The sequence below is a fragment of the Leptolyngbya sp. BL0902 genome (assembly GCF_016403105.1).
Classification (GTDB): domain Bacteria; phylum Cyanobacteriota; class Cyanobacteriia; order Phormidesmidales; family Phormidesmidaceae; genus Nodosilinea.
This window is the reverse complement of sequence record NZ_CP046155.1, coordinates 3,581,204-3,596,202: the sequence shown is the minus strand read 5'-3', so window position 1 is coordinate 3,596,202 and position 14,999 is coordinate 3,581,204. Positions and strand designations below refer to the sequence as shown.

Genomic DNA, 14,999 nt, shown 5'->3' with positions numbered 1-14,999 from the left:
GATGCCTGACAATGCCTCCCCCCGTCCCAGCGGCAGGGGGAGGTACTGTCAGGACTGAGATTTCTCTTAATGTTTGCGGTGTTAGGTAAAATCACATGCTAGTTTATACCTAGATAGTGACGCAAAAATCTGACTTACCCCTCAGTTGTATTACCGGGCATTGCGAGTTTGGGTAGTGGGCCTGATCGGGCCAGCCCACTGAGCTTCAGGAGGCGTTGGGGCAAGGGGTGTTCTACGGCCAAGGGAATGGTACGTAAAAGTAGGGAGATGCGCTGAAGACCTAATCACGACACAACTTCACGCGGCTGGCCTATGTTAAGTAACCCCATATTGAGCGACTGCTCCATGGAATGGCATCACGATGACGCGCTGGCTGGCTGGAGCATCCCCCAAGCGCAGCAGATTCTCTACGACTTCTTGCTCGACATCGTTAAGTCTTGGCCGCCGGAGGATGTGATTGCCGAGTTTCGCAATCTCTTTTTGCATCACACCGAATCCACAAGCGAGCATACCCTGCCTGCCCTTCACGTCATTTTGTTCGCCAATAATGAGGTGGAGTTTCGGCATACCCTCAAGCGATGCTGCTACATTCTGGTGAACAACTGGGAAATGGCGCGACAATTTGAGGCCATTCAGGCTTTGGTGGAGGTGTTTGACGATCCCCTGCTTCAGCGACGCACTCTGTCTCCCACGCTGAAGCGACTGCGAACCTGGATGCAGGGGTTTATCACCAGCTCCGATTTTGAAGAGATGCGGCTCTTTGCCGCCCGGTTTAGCGAAGAACGAACCATCCAGCCGTCGGAGATCTGGACGAATCGCTATACCTCCTACTTACTAGTGCCCCAATATACCAATGAGGCCAACCCCATTGAGCAGCGTCAGGCCGCTAAGATCCTCTCTCGCCGTCTAAAGGAAAAGTTTAAGTTTGATCTGGCACTTTACACCGCGCACAGCCAGTCTGCCTTGCCCTATCGCGCTACGGTGCAAAACCCCACCGCCCTAGGCGACAGCGTTCTGCGCCTGATCAAAGCCATCGTAGCGAAGCGGGGAGAATATACCTACCACCATCTGGCTCACCTGTTTCTAGAGCAAACCAAGGACGTCTCCTACGCCACCTTCAAGGCCGTGCTACCCAAGTATTTACTCTTCACCGTCAGCGGCAATCCCGTGACCCACCACATCCAGCAGTATCTCCAGCCCCGCCTCACGACCCTCTACACTGATGCTAATTCCGATCTCCTGACGCCCTCTCTGCTGCTGCGAACCTGCAACCGCATGATCGACTACCTAATGACGGAGGATCGAAAGTCTCCGTCACCGCTGCTCAGTTTAGTGCTCTCCCAGGGCAATGCCCTCACCCTGGCGGTGATGTTGCTAAAACTGGTGCTGATTTCCCGAGGATCTCAGATTTACCTAGAGGTGCGTATTGCGGATCTCATTCGCTACTACGAGCAATTTCCCACAGCAGAGTGCCAGTGGGTCATTAACTTCCTAGAAGTCTTCCGCGTCACCTTTGCCATCTACACCGAAAACGTTGAGTACAACCTCGTGCGGATACGGTCATGCTCAGACGACGAGACCCTAGACGCCCTAGACGACCTCGATTCCTTTCGGATTTTTACCCAAAAGCTGTCCCGTCCCAGTAGTGATCTGCCCTCCTGATCCGTCTGCCCCACCCCTAAACCAGTCGGTTGATGCCCCCGAACGGGGTAGTCACGCAGAGCAGGGCTGGACTGAGTTCAGTCCTGCCCTGGGTGCCAGACAGGCCCGCCCGCGACCGCCCGCTAGGGATAGAACGTGACCGTGGGCAAGCCCAGGGATTCATCCAGGCCCATCATCAGGTTGAAGCACTGCACCGCCTGGGACGCTTGGCCCTTCATCAGGTTATCAATGGCGGACATGACGATGACACGCCCAGTGCGGGGGTCGGCCTCTAGGCCAATGAAGCAGCGGTTAGTGCCCCAGGCCCACTTGGTTTGGGGATAGACGCCGTTGGGCAGCACCGTCACCCAGGGGGAATTCCGGTAGAAGGCTCCGTAAATGGTGAGCAGATCATCGCGCACCAAGCCAGGATCGCGCAGGGTAGCGTAGATAGTAGACAAAATGCCGCGCACCATGGGAATTAGGTGGGGAGTAAACTGCACCAGCACCTCATGGCGGGCTAAATGACTGCAAATTTGCTCAATTTCAGGGGTATGACGATGGCGGGCAACGCCATAGGCGGCCAGAGAGTTACTGGCTTCGGCCAGCAGCATTCCGGTTTTGGCCACCCGTCCACCGCCAGAGGTGCCGGATTTGGCATCAATAATCAAACTCTCCGGCTGAGCAAGACCTTGCTTAAGCAGGGGCGCAATCCCCAGCAAACTCGCAGTGGGATAACACCCCGGACAGCCAATGAGGCGCGCACTCCGAATCTCATCTCGAAACAGCTCCGGTAAACCGTAGACAGCCTGGGCCGCTGTGCCCCGATCCTGACGATCTCCACCGTACCAAGCTTGGTAGGTATCTAGGTTGTCAAAGCGGTAGTCGGCGGAGAGATCCAGCACTTTGCAGCCCTTCTCTAGCAGGGCAGGGGCCATATTGCAGGCAAGACCATTGGGTAGCGACAAAAACACCACCTGACAACGGCTGGCAATCACCTCTAAATCGACAGGCTCTACCTTTAAATCCACCCGTCCGGCTAGGTGGGGGTAGATCTCGGTGTAATCCTGTCCGGCACTGCTGTCGCCACCAAGATAGGTCAGCTCTACGGCGGGGTGCTCCGTGAGCAATCGCACCAACTGCACGCCGCCATAGCCCGATGCACCAACAATGCCAACCGAAATCTTGTCCACCGGAATCTCGCTCATAACAACAGGGCCACCCGTGAAGATAGCTGGGCCATCTAGGAAACTGCGCAAAAGATACCACAGATACCCCAGGGCCGATACGAGCTTTGAGAGGTTTCTCAAGAGAATGGAAAATTAGGAGCCTCGAACTCCTCACCCCTATAGTGCAATGGTAGCGACCTGCACCCTACAGTTCTTACCGACGTTGGCTCCTGTTTATCTGGGAGTCCTTCAGTTGTATACCCCTTCTCCCATGGCTTTGGGATGGGAATGGCCAGTGGACACACATAAGCCAGGGTGTAGAGTGCTGCTGGGGGTGGCTGTAATGTGCCCTGCTGATTGTAAGGGAGTGAAAATACATCCAACAAGCTACGTTAGTATGAGAAGACTTTCCCTTTCGCTATGACTAAATTGAGTCATCACGTCAAAATTTTCTCTTAGGATTTTGATAATTTTTGAGGTTGAGCAATTGCCAATCCGAAGATAAACAAACTTCGGAGGATGGCCGTATAGTAAACTGCGCTGATGAAAGTCAGAATCTTTGGAAATGATTGCGAAGTCGTTGGTTTTGGCGTATTCCCAGATTATGGCATCATCTGTGTTGATCAGACCTAGGGTTTTGACGTAGGCTGAGTTTGGATATAGATCAGCGATTCTGTAGATTATGCGATCTGATAGGTTTTCATCTAGTAGAAGTTTCACAGTGATGCTACGAATAACTTTTTCTCACGATCTGCGGCGAAGGCAAGGCAGGCTTTAATGTCTTCTGCGGTGAGTTCGGAGAAGTCTTCTAGAATTTCGGCTTCGGTCATTCCGCTGGCTAGGTATTCTAAAATGTCGTACACGGTGATTCTCATGCCGCGAATGCAGGGTTTACCGCTGCGTTTGCCTGGTTCAATGGTGATGATGTATTGGTAGTCCATGGGGGTAAGTAGGATGGAATGATTGCTTGTGTTATGTAAAATATTGGCTAGGTTATGTTTGTCAGCAGGCACAAATAAGTTGGGGTGTGGGGTACTGTTGAGGATGACTGGAATGTGCCCTTCTGGTTGTCAGAGGCCAATGAGTGATGCGGTCATCACTCAAGCGTAGAGTAACTGATTATTTATATTTTCAATAGGTAAAGCACTGACCAAAATACCGACTCGTTGAGCAACTTCGTAGGCATTTTTCTGTGGAACAATAATAATTCCACAATGTGCTTGGTTGGATTCTATAAATCTCAGGTGCAATCGTTCAAAGTCGACTCGGTTGTGGGTGATGATACATCGGCCTAGGGATATGGCAATTTCTAATTGTTCAATGTCGGTTTTGCCTAGGGTGGCTTGTTCGGGGACGGTAGCTACGTCTAACCCACGGGCACGTAAAAGTGTGGCGACTAAGGTTGAAACGTCTTCATCCGTATAAAGGGAGGTGTATCGGCTCATAGCCCTAGGGCAGCTTTCACGGATGGGTGAACTAGCTCATTGGGGACTTGGTTTTGCTCGATATATTGGTTGATTTCGGCTTGATGATCTAGATAGAAGCTAAGAGCATCGAAGACTTGGGCTAGGGTTAGGTGGGGAAAGTGGGTTGGAATTTCTTCTGGCATGGTGCCTAGTCGCCATAGCCCAACGATGGCCCGAACAGAGGTGCGGGTGCCTTCTATGATGGGTTCTCCGCCTAGAATTTCGTTGTTGCTGGTGACGTAGCGAGAAAGCGCTTGAATCGTCATGGGATTAGGCTGTCGGATAGGGAAGAGCTTTTTCTATTTTAGCAAGGGGCTATGGTAATAGAGCAAGTAACGATAATGACTCGTCGCCATAGAATCATCTGATTGCTTCAAAGTCTCGACGTAGCACATTTTCGACTTGCTGAAAAAGAGTTTCATGCGGGTAGGGGGGCGGTCATGAACCGACGCTCACGGTCGGCGGCATAGGCAATGCAGGCTTTGAGGTCTTCTCGCGTGAGGTCGGGAAAGTCGTCAAGGATTTCGGCTTCGGTCATTTCGGAAGCGAGATATTCTAGGACTTCATAGACGGTGATTCGTAGACCACGAACGCAGGGTTTGCCGCTGCGCTTGTTGGGTTCAATGGTGATGTAGTTTCGGTAATCCATATATTTTCACCCAGTTGATTATTTTATTTTGCCAATAATATTCAAGCTAAGCTAGTGGGCACAAGTAAGCCGGGGTGAAGGGTAATTTAAAGGGGTAGCTTAGCGATGCGATTGGCCCATTCTTCTGCGCTGGATGCGGCCCAAATTAACAGCAATTCTTCGATGGTGGCTTCAATAGATAGTTTTCTAGAAACAATGATGACGCCTGAACTGTGATTGCTAGTTATAAATTCAGCAAACTCGGACGGTATTGTTTTTCGATCATGACTAATGAGAATGCGACTTTGTCGGGCCGCAATCATCAATACATCTGCATCTTTAACGCCTTCTAGGCCAGCAGCTAGGGCGGTTTGAAAGTCAATTTTGGGCTCTCGGCGCAAAACTCCTGTGACAATGGCCTGGTTTAGGTCAGCATCGGCTTGATAACGAACAGTCACGACTCGACCTGCTGCTTTGTGGCCTTTGCTTCTAGGAGTTTTTGGTACAAAGCTGGATCGCTGGTTTGTAGGGGTTGGGGCATGGCTTCAAAGGCGGCTTCTTCGTCAGCTAGATAGGCATCAATCTCGGTGAGATTGGCTAGGTAGAAGGTGATTGCTCCATACACTTGTTCTAAGGTTAGCAATGGAAAAGACTGAACAATGCTTTCGGGGGATAATCCATTGCGGAAGGCATAAACAACGGAATCGAGGGAAACGCGGGTTCCTTCGATCCAGTAGGCATTGTTGCGATGTTCTACGTAGGATTTAGCAGCAACAACGGGCATGGGTTGACCTTGGTGGAGGTAAATCGAGGTTCACTGGGCCTGTTGAGGTTATTTTAGAACAATCTGGTGGAGGTGAGGAAAGCCAAGCCAGTGGTCACAAATAAGCCGGGGTGTAGGGTGCTGTTGGGGGTGGCTGTAATGTGCCCTGCTAGTTGTAATGGTAGGACTTGTTATCCTGTTGCTAACGAGTCCCACAAACTGCGACACTACAAAAAACAAGAATAATCCAAAAATACTATTTTGGAATCCATGACCAACTATGCCTACATTTAGGACAGGTTAAATCCAATCTTCCTAAATTGACTGGAGCGCGTAGCTTTTGAGAACACTCTGGACAAGAAGTAACTACTTTTTCAGATTCCTTAGATGGAGTTACTTTATCGTCTTCAAGAACTTGACCTACAAGCTTGTAAGCTTCGCTAAGAGACATGTGCCCACTCTCTACAGCTTGCATCAAATCACGAGCATCATCAGGAGTAATTAAGTTATACCTGAGTGGATCCTTTAAAAAGGAATAAAAGTCTGTCTTGTCCTGATCATTAAAGCTAGATTGCCTTTCTTTAGCTTCAACATCTTTCAGCTTATCTTTATAATCAGCAAGTAGCTGTTTTTGTTTACCTTCATTAAAGCCACCACCCTTGATTAATCTCGATACACCATACATTGCCGCTCCCCCTGCTAAAGCAGCACCTGCAACTAGTGCGACTGGAGCAGCGGCAACTGCTACCACTGTGCCACCTGTTAATGCCGTGATAATAGGGATAGAAGCTGTAGTGCCACCCAATGCAAAAGCTGCTGCTCCAGCCCCCAAAAAACCTGCCGCAGTAACTCCCATGTCAGCAAGAACTCCAACCCTATCTTTCGGGTTTTTCTCCAACTTTTCAATTCCCTTGATCAGTTGCTCTTTTGTAAGCTTGTTTGTCCCAGACATTGCTGAATCCTTTTTATTTCAATTTTAATATTTCGAGATCAGGCAGTAATAATGTCTCGGAATATCATGTTCATCACGTTTGCAAGTAAGGAGAAAAATTGCTGGGCAATCTCAACAATGTCTTCGCCTACACCTTGAAATTGTTTATCTAGTCTATGTCCAACTACTGCTCCAACTGCTGCAATAGTGATTCCTAAGATTGCTGCAACTGGAGCGAGAATCTGACCAAGGAAGGGTATGGAAGTTATCAATCCTGCAATCGCAGCACCAATTACAGCACCTATGCCAGCACCCGCTATCAAAAAAGGATGAGCTTTGACGAAGTCAAGAATTTTCAGAAGCACAATTTTCCCAATGGAACAAACTTTACCCGCAACCCTTTGTGTAAAGCTAACTAGCTCATGCAACCGACTAACCACTTCTTCTGGAAGCCCAAGTTCTTGAATTTGGACGTACAACTCACTACTTGTTACTGAATTGGCTTCTGCATTCCAAATTGCGAGCTTTAAATTCGCTTGTGCTGTAGATAAATCTTGGCTGCTCATCTTTAGTCCTTAATGCTACTTGCACATAACTTGTCCTGCCTTAGTTTGGCAGAAATGACAGGGTGGAGCATAAGTGAGATTACGCAAATTCATGCAAACTACAAATTCAAAACCCAATTTATTGAGGGCGAGGCCGTAACATTACGAACACCCCGCCCCAAACGCACAAATCCCTAATGCACAAACTGGTGTCCGGGTTCCCAGATGGGGTGATAGGACTGGATCGCCCGCATATATTGCACCCGCTCGAAGTCGCTGGGGTTGGGGCATTTTTGTTGGCTCATACTGCCGCGCAGTTGGGTTAGGGATTCGTATTCATGTTCCGTCAGCCATTGGATCAGTTCCTCCTCGATGGTTTTGATGTGGCCGATGCCGTGGCGGAGTAGAGTGGCCACCAGCATCGTGACATCGGCTCCGGCCATCAGCAGTTTCACCACATCATCGGCGCGGCTGATGCCACTGGTGGCGGCGAGGCTGACGGGCAGTTTGCCGTAGAGCAGGGCCATCCAGGTCAACGGTAGGCGTTGGTCTTGGGGGGCGCTGAGGATGAGGTTGGGCTGAATTTCCAGGTGTTCGATGTCGATGTCGGGTTGGTAGAAGCGGTTGAACAGCACCAGGCCATCGGCTCCGGCTTCGCTGAGGCGTTTGGCCATGTTGGCCATGTTGCTAAAGTAGGGGCCAACCTTCACCGCCACGGGAATTTGCACCGACTCCTTGACGGAGCGCACGATGTCGATATAGTCCTGTTCCACATCGGCCCCAGAGAGGTCTAGGTCGGTGGGGAGCCAGTAGATATTGAGTTCAATGGCATCGGCTCCGGCATCCTGCATTTGTTTGGCGTAGTCAATCCAGCCGCCGAGGGTGGCCCCGTTGAGGTTGGCGATGATGGGAATATCGACCCGCCGTTTGGCTTCCCGGATGTGCTCCAGGTAGGCTTCGGTGCCAACGTGGAAGGTTTCTGGTTCTGGGAAGTAGGTGAGGGCTTCCGCGAAACTTTCGGTGCCGTATTCGGTGTGGTGGTGCAGTTCCAGCCGTTCCCGCCGAATTTGTTCCTCAAACAGCGAGTGCATGACGATGGCCGAGGCACCGGAATCCTCCAGCCAGCGGAAATTTTCAATGTCCTCACTGAGGGGGGCGGCGGCTCCCACCACCAGGGGGGATTTCAGCGTTAAACCGAGGTATTGGGTGGTTAAGTCCATCACAGGTTCCTACAAGATTATGGCAATAACGTAGGGTGCATAACGCCAAGGCGAGGCTAGCGCCAACGCGAAGCAATGCACCAAAGAAAATGTGGCCAAAAGCCCTCACCTCCGGCAGATCGGAAGCCCTCACCCCCGGCCCCTCTCCCAATTTGGGAGAGGGGAGAAAGAGGTTGGTGTAGGGCGTTCTGTTTCATAGTGGGCTTGTTGTTGTCTCAAAGTCCCTCTCCCTTGGGGAGAGGGATTTAGGGTGTAGCTTGCTTCCCGAAGGGTGGGCTTCCGGGGATCTACTCCGCTTCGGGGGCCTCTGGTTTGGGTTTGGCGGGGGCTGGGTGATCCATGTGGTAGCTACGGTTGGGCGGCAGGGGTTGCTCGTCCTCCAGGCTGCGGGCGGCCAGGTATTGGTACATGTGGTACCGACTGGCGACGCTGATTTGGGCTTGGCGCAGCAGCTCCTTGGCCTCGGCGGGTTTGCTCCGCAGCAGCATCTTGAAGCGGTTTTCGCTGTACATGGCCTGTTCCAGGGGCCGTTTGGGGTTGCGGCTGTCCAGTTGCAGGGGGTTCTCGCCCTGTTCCGTGCGACGGGGGTCGTAACGGTAGAGCAGCCAGCGACCGGATTCCACCGCCGCCGTTTGTTGCTCCATGCCCTTGGCCATGTTGATGCCGTGGGCGATGCAGTGGGAGTAGGCGATGATCAGCGAGGGGCCATCGTAGGCTTCGGCTTCAATGAAGGCGCGGAGGGTGTGCTCGTTGCGGGCACCCATAGCCACACTGGCAACGTAGATGTTGCCGTAGGTCATGGCCATCAGGCCCAGATCCTTCTTCACCGCAGGTTTGCCCCCCGCCGCGAACTTAGCCACCGCCCCGATGGGGGTCGCCTTCGACATTTGCCCGCCCGTGTTGGAATACACCTCCGTATCCATCACCAGCACGTTGACGTTGCGGCCACTGGCCAGGACGTGATCCAAGCCGCCATAGCCGATGTCGTAGGCCCAGCCGTCGCCGCCGACGATCCAGACGCTCTTTTTCACCAGGTAGTCGGCCAGAGATTTGAGGTTTTGCAGGCGGATCGTGAGCATCCGGTCGCCGCCGTTCAGGTTCCCCAGCCAGCCGTCGATGCCCTGCTTCAGCAAGGCCACCCGTTCCCGCTGCTCGAAGATGTCGGCTTCGTCGGTTTGGGCGTTGCCCAGGATGGCGTTGGCCAAATCCCGCGACAGGGGCGAGTTTTCGGTGTCCAGAGCCAGGGTATGCAGCAGTTCCATCGCCTGCTCGGTTTGCTTGTCGATGGAGACCCGGAAGCCCATACCAAATTCGGCGTTGTCCTCAAACAGGGAGTTCGACCAGGCGGGGCCGCGACCCTCGGCGTTGGTAGTGTAGGGGGTGGTGGGCAGGTTGCCGCCATAGATGGAGGAACAGCCCGTGGCGTTGGCGATCAGCATTCGGTCCCCAAACAACTGGGTGGCCAGTTTGATGTAGGGAGTTTCACCGCAGCCGCCGCAGGCCCCAGAGAACTCGAACAGCGGTTCCTGCATTTGCTGGTGGGAGATTTTCCGCAGATCCAGGTCATTGCGGTTGGGGTTGGGCAGCTTCAGGAAGAAGTCCCAATTTTCCGCTTCTGGCTCCCGCAGGGGCAGTTGCTCCGCCATGTTGATGGCCTTTTTGCTGGGTTCCGCCTTGTTCTTGGCGGGGCACACCTCCACGCACAGGGCGCATCCGGTGCAATCCTCGACCCCCACCTGGATGGTGAACTTGAGGTCGCTCCAGGCATGATCCCGCGCCGCCGTGCTTTGGAAGGTGGCCGGAGCCTCCGCCAGGGCCGACTCTTCGTAGACCTTGGAGCGGATCACGGCGTGGGGGCAGACCATCACGCACTTGCCGCACTGCACGCACACATCGGGATCCCAAACGGGCACCTCCTGGGCCACGTTGCGCTTTTCGTACTGGGTGGTGCCGCAGGGGTAGGTGCCATCGGCGGGCAGGGCACTCACCGGGAGGCTGTCCCCTTCGCGAGCCATCATCTTGGCCAGCACATCCTTGACAAAGGGCGGTGCCGTATCGGGCACCCACTTGTGGGGGGTGGGGTCGCCATTGAGGTCGCCCACGGGCACTTCATAGAGGTGATCCAGGGCCGCATCCACCGCCTTGATGTTCATGGCGACCACCTCTTCGCCCTTCTTGCCGTAGGTCTTGCGGATGGAGTACTTAATCGCCTCGATGGCTTCTTCCCTGGGCAGCACGCCGGACAGGGCAAAGAAACAGACCTGCATCACCGTATTGATGCGGCCTGCCATGCCCGCCTCCCGCGCCACCTGGTAGGCATTGATGGCGTAGACTTTGATGCCCTTGGCGATGATTTCCTGCTGCATGGTCTGGGGCAGGCGTACCCAGGTTTCCGCCGGGTCGTCGAAGGGACTGCTGATCAGCAGGGTGGCTCCGGGCTTGGCTTCGTGGAGCAGTTCCAGCTTGTTGACGAACTCCCACTGGTGGCAGGCGACAAAGTTGGCCTGGGTGATCAAATAGGTGGAGCGAATCGGGTTTGGCCCAAAGCGCAGGTGGGATACGGTGACAGAGCCGGACTTCTTGGAGTCGTAGACGAAATAGCCCTGGGCGTAGTTCGGGGTGTCTTCGCCGATGATTTTGATCGAGTTTTTGTTGGCCCCCACGGTGCCGTCGGCCCCCAGGCCGTAGAACACCGCCCGCACCACGTTGTCCGGCTCGGTGGTAAAGCTGGGGTCGTAGTCGATGGAGGTGAAGGTGACATCATCCACAATGCCCACCGTGAAGTGGTTTTGGGGATTAGCCTTGGCCAGATTGTCAAACACGCCCTTCACCATGGCCGGGGTAAATTCCTTGGAGGACAGGCCATAGCGACCGCCCACCACCTTGGGATAGAAGGGGCGAGGTTCCTCAAAGTGGGGAGCCTCTTCGCTGCCTTCCAGGTGAACCCGGCCCTCGGTCTTCGGCAGTTCGTGGATGGCGTGCACCACATCTAAATAGAGGGGTTCGCCCGGACTGCCCGGTTCCTTGCAGCGATCCAGCACCGCCAAGGATTTCACGGTCTTGGGCAGGGCGTTGATAAAGGCAATGTTGTCCAAGGGCCGATAGAGCCGCACCTTCAGCACGCCCACTTTCTCACCCTGGGCCATCAGCGCGTCCACGGTTTCGTGCACCGTTTCTGCCCCAGAGCCCATCAGCACCACCACCCGCTCGGCATCGGGGGCACCGTAGTACTCGTAAATGCGGTACTGCCGCCCGGTGAGCTGGGCAAAGTCATCCATCGCCTGCTGCACAATGTCGGGGCAGGCGTTGTAGTAGCGATTCACCGTCTCCCGCCCCTGGAAGTAGACATCGGGGTTTTGGGCGGTGCCGCGAATCACCGGACGATCCGGCGTTAGCGCCCGCTGGCGATGTTGCAGCACCAGGTCGAAGGGGATGTATTCCGCCAGCACCTCGTCGGGAATGGTGGCGATTTTCTGCACCTCGTGGGAGGTACGGAAGCCATCGAAAAAGTGCAAAAAGGGCAGGCGCGATTCCAGGCTGGCCCGAATCGAGATCGCCGCCATGTCCTGGGCTTCCTGCACCGAGTTGGAGGCCAGCAGAGCGCACCCCGTGGCTCGCGTAGCCATCACATCGCTGTGGTCGCCAAAAATCGACAAACCCTGGGCCGCCAGGGAACGCGCCGCCACATGAATCACCGCCGAGGTCAGTTCCCCGGCAATTTTGTAGAGGTTGGGAATCATCAACATCAACCCCTGGGAGGCGGTGAAGGTCGTCGTCAACGACCCCGCCTGGAGCGCCCCGTGAACGGCCCCCGCCGCCCCCGCCTCGCTCTCCATTTCCACCACCGAGGGCACCGTGCCCCAAATGTTGGGCTGATCCACCGAGGCCCAGGCATCGGCCCATTCACCCATGGGCGAAGAGGGCGTAATTGGATAGATGGCACAGACCTCACTCAAACGGTAGGCGACTCTCGCCACCGCCTCATTACCGTCTAGGGTGACAAACGCTTGATTTTCCATTGCGATCCCCTTGGGACTAGATGGGCATGGCTCAGACCACATAACCGGAGGGCACCTGAGCCGCGAACCCCTGACCAATGCGTAATTCCGTGGTGCAGGGCAAACGAACCTCAACAAAAACAGATCTAATCGGTGGAATGAGAGCCTTACTTTCTCAACCCACGCCTTGTTTAAGTAGACCTATCTCCTAAAAAACCCTTAACTAAAAGCCACTTATTTTTTGGATGTGCTATGGCACAGTGCCTAGATTTAAATCAGCTTTTGAACTCCTGGCAACAGTTCTATCTTGACACTGCTTTTGACCCTAGGGTCAGGTTTTTAGGCAAACTTTACCAGGGCACAAAAGCCTTGTCAGTCAAAGCATCTTTTTCCTTGAAAGGCTCCCAGTCAGATGAAGGCGACATCCCCTGAAGTGAATCTTTTAATGACGACTCCATCACGAAAAAGATTAAAGGAATATTAAGGATAGATCGTCAATCATTGATCTAACCACTGGTTTTCCAAAATGGAGATTGAATCCCTAAAAACTTTATTTTTGAATCAATGAACCGCTCAATTTTAATTATTTTGCAACAATTCGCAAGCTGATTTAACGCTGGCTAACCGACTCAATCTCGAAACGCCTTGATTTTTCCTAGGCTGGGTTCAGCCTTACGTATGCATACTCCACGGGAGAACCGTGATCAGGGGCAGGGATAGGTGTAGGGTAAGGGTTGGGCAAATTCGGGTAATGAGCGCAAGGAGAGAGCCATGTTTTCCCAACCTACGCGCAAACGCTTTGGTCAACATTGGCTCACCAGCGAAAAGGTTTTGAGCAAGATTGTGGCGGCGGCGGCGGTCACGGATCAGGATATCGTGCTGGAAATTGGCCCCGGCACCGGAGTGCTGACCCAATCCCTGCTGCCCCTAGCCCAGGCGGTGGTGGCGGTGGAAATTGACCGGGATCTGCACCAGCGGCTGAGCCAGAAGTTCGCCCAAAAACCCAACCTGCACCTGATTCAGGCTGATTTCCTGGCCCTAGACCCCACGGCCCTAGAACTCCCGACGCCCCCCACCCTGGATGACGTGCGATCTCGCCCCAACAAAGTGGTCGCCAATATTCCCTACTACATCACGGGGCCAATTTTGGAGAAGCTGCTGGGCACCATCGCCCACCCCAACCCCCAGCCCTACGACAGCATTGTGCTGCTGGTGCAAAAGGAAGTGGCGGAACGGCTCTACGCCAAACCCGGTAGTCGGGCCTTTGGGGCGCTCTCGGTGCGGGTGCAGTATTTGGCCGATTGCGAACTGGTTTGCCCAGTTCCTGCCAAAGCCTTTCAACCGCCCCCAAAGGTCGATTCTGCCGTGGTCAAGCTCACCCCTCGCGCCTTGCCCGTCGCCGCCGAGTCGCCCGATTACCTGGATCAACTGGTGCGCCTAGGCTTTGCCAGCAAGCGCAAAATGCTACGCAACAACCTCAAGGCCACCGTAGACCGCGATCAGTTGTTGGCCGTGATGACCGATCTCGCCATCCCCGAAACCGCCAGGGCTGAAGACCTGGGTGTGCCCCAATGGGTTGCCCTCAGCAATCGCCTCGGCTCCGCGTAGACTCTGAGCCTAGGGACGCCAGGGGAAGGGCTACAATCTTCTAGCAACCCCTTTGGTGTCCCATGCGTTTGTATTCGCTGCTGGCTGCGGCCAAAATCAACCTGTATTTGGAAATCGTCGGCGGTCGTCCCGATGGCTTCCATGAAATGATCATGGTGATGCAGAGCGTCAGCCTTGCCGACCGGATTACGGTACGCAGCATTGGCACCGACGAGATTCGGGTGCAGTGTACTCATCCCCTGGTGCCCACCGACGAAACCAACCTGGCCTATCGCGCCGCTGACCTGATGTCCCAGCGCTTTCCGGGCATCCTCGCCAAGCTGGGCGGGGTAGAAATTACCTTGGAAAAACAAATTCCCGTGGGGGCGGGGCTGGCCGGAGGGTCGGGCAATGGGGCAGCAGTGTTGGTGGGGCTGGATATGCTGTGGCAACTGGGCCTCACCCAGGCAGAGCTTCAGGAACTGGCGGCAGAACTGGGCTCGGATATGCCCTTCTGCGTCAGCGGCGGCACCGCCCTCGCCACCGGACGGGGGGAAAACCTCGACCCATTGCGCGGCATTGACGACCTTTATGTGGTGCTGGCCAAGTATGAATCGGAATTTGTCTCCACACCCTGGGCCTATAAAACCTATCGAGCTGAGTTTGAACCAACCTACCTCGCCGATGCGGCGGCGCTTGCGGATCGTCAGCACCAGGTGAAGTCTGGCCCCATGGTCGCGGCCATCGCCCAACAAAATAAAGCTGCCGTTGGCCAACACCTCTATAACGATCTCGAAAAAGTGGTGCTGCCTGCCCATCCCAAAACCGCCCACCTCAAGGAAACTATGGCCAGCTTCGGCGGCTTGGGCACCCTGATGTCCGGCTCTGGCCCCACCGTGTTCACCCTGGTAGAATCGCAGGCAGAGGCCAACGCCCTCGTCCAGCGGCTACGCCATCAAATCAACGACCCCGACCTGGGCATTTGGGCCGCCCAATTTTGGCCCACGGGCATCCAGCTCAATGCCTAGCCGTTTCTCCCTACCCTCGCTGC

At 54.4% G+C, this 14,999-nt stretch carries 15 protein-coding genes; 3 read left to right on the top strand and 12 right to left on the bottom strand.

Going from position 1 to position 14,999, the window contains the following annotated elements; all coding sequences use genetic code 11:
- Positions 1-345 precede the first annotated feature (345 nt).
- Positions 346-1,662, top strand: a complete 1,317-nt coding sequence (locus GFS31_RS15945) for a hypothetical protein (RefSeq protein ID WP_198805766.1) — start codon at positions 346-348, stop codon at positions 1,660-1,662.
- Positions 1,663-1,784: 122 nt separating this feature from the next.
- Here the strand turns inward: GFS31_RS15945 and argC are convergent, their stop codons facing one another.
- The 12 genes from argC to nifJ all read right to left on the bottom strand — a co-directional run bounded on the left by argC (position 1,785) and on the right by nifJ (position 12,382).
- Complete coding sequence (argC, locus tag GFS31_RS15940; protein ID WP_225907454.1) at positions 1,785-2,849, bottom strand: N-acetyl-gamma-glutamyl-phosphate reductase; 1,065 nt, start codon at positions 2,847-2,849, stop codon at positions 1,785-1,787.
- Between the two features lie 348 nt (positions 2,850-3,197).
- Positions 3,198-3,530: a DUF5615 family PIN-like protein gene (locus tag GFS31_RS15935; RefSeq protein ID WP_198805765.1), complete on the bottom strand. Its 333-nt coding sequence runs from the start codon at positions 3,528-3,530 to the stop codon at positions 3,198-3,200.
- Positions 3,527-3,751 (bottom strand): DUF433 domain-containing protein, encoded by a 225-nt coding sequence (locus GFS31_RS15930; protein WP_198805764.1) that lies wholly within the window; start codon positions 3,749-3,751, stop codon positions 3,527-3,529. Before GFS31_RS15930 ends, GFS31_RS15935 begins: the two co-directional genes overlap by 4 nt.
- A 159-nt stretch (positions 3,752-3,910) precedes the next feature.
- A complete protein-coding gene (locus tag GFS31_RS15925) occupies positions 3,911-4,255 on the bottom strand; it encodes a DUF5615 family PIN-like protein (RefSeq protein WP_198805763.1) in 345 nt (114 codons plus the stop codon).
- Entirely contained in the window at positions 4,252-4,542 is a 291-nt protein-coding gene (locus tag GFS31_RS15920) for a DUF433 domain-containing protein (RefSeq protein ID WP_198805762.1), read from the bottom strand. The genes GFS31_RS15925 and GFS31_RS15920 overlap by 4 nt, the downstream gene beginning before the upstream one ends.
- Positions 4,543-4,694: 152 nt before the next feature.
- Positions 4,695-4,925: a DUF433 domain-containing protein gene (locus tag GFS31_RS15915; RefSeq protein ID WP_198805761.1), complete on the bottom strand. Its 231-nt coding sequence runs from the start codon at positions 4,923-4,925 to the stop codon at positions 4,695-4,697.
- 86 nt (positions 4,926-5,011) lie between these two features.
- Positions 5,012-5,362 carry a DUF5615 family PIN-like protein gene (locus GFS31_RS15910; RefSeq protein WP_198805760.1) on the bottom strand — a complete coding sequence of 117 codons (351 nt, stop codon included), beginning with the start codon at positions 5,360-5,362 and terminating at the stop codon, positions 5,012-5,014.
- Complete coding sequence (locus GFS31_RS15905) at positions 5,359-5,688, bottom strand: DUF433 domain-containing protein (protein WP_198805759.1); 330 nt, start codon at positions 5,686-5,688, stop codon at positions 5,359-5,361. Before GFS31_RS15905 ends, GFS31_RS15910 begins: the two co-directional genes overlap by 4 nt.
- Positions 5,689-5,923: 235 nt before the next feature.
- Positions 5,924-6,619, bottom strand: coding sequence for a hypothetical protein (locus tag GFS31_RS15900; protein ID WP_198805758.1), 696 nt, complete (start codon positions 6,617-6,619; stop codon positions 5,924-5,926).
- Between the two features lie 38 nt (positions 6,620-6,657).
- Positions 6,658-7,164: a hypothetical protein gene (locus GFS31_RS15895; RefSeq protein WP_198805757.1), complete on the bottom strand. Its 507-nt coding sequence runs from the start codon at positions 7,162-7,164 to the stop codon at positions 6,658-6,660.
- Between the two features lie 173 nt (positions 7,165-7,337).
- Positions 7,338-8,363: a dihydroorotate dehydrogenase-like protein gene (locus tag GFS31_RS15890; RefSeq protein ID WP_198805756.1), complete on the bottom strand. Its 1,026-nt coding sequence runs from the start codon at positions 8,361-8,363 to the stop codon at positions 7,338-7,340.
- 287 nt (positions 8,364-8,650) lie between these two features.
- Positions 8,651-12,382 (bottom strand): pyruvate:ferredoxin (flavodoxin) oxidoreductase, encoded by a 3,732-nt coding sequence (nifJ, locus tag GFS31_RS15885; RefSeq protein ID WP_198805755.1) that lies wholly within the window; start codon positions 12,380-12,382, stop codon positions 8,651-8,653.
- Between the two features lie 750 nt (positions 12,383-13,132).
- On the opposite strand from nifJ, the gene rsmA reads away from it, so the two are divergent.
- Together rsmA and ispE are read left to right on the top strand one after the other, a co-directional pair.
- Positions 13,133-13,969: a 16S rRNA (adenine(1518)-N(6)/adenine(1519)-N(6))-dimethyltransferase RsmA gene (gene rsmA, locus GFS31_RS15880; RefSeq protein WP_198805754.1), complete on the top strand. Its 837-nt coding sequence runs from the start codon at positions 13,133-13,135 to the stop codon at positions 13,967-13,969.
- 62 nt (positions 13,970-14,031) lie between these two features.
- A complete protein-coding gene (ispE, locus tag GFS31_RS15875; RefSeq protein WP_198805753.1) occupies positions 14,032-14,976 on the top strand; it encodes a 4-(cytidine 5'-diphospho)-2-C-methyl-D-erythritol kinase in 945 nt (314 codons plus the stop codon).
- Positions 14,977-14,999 lie beyond the last annotated feature (23 nt).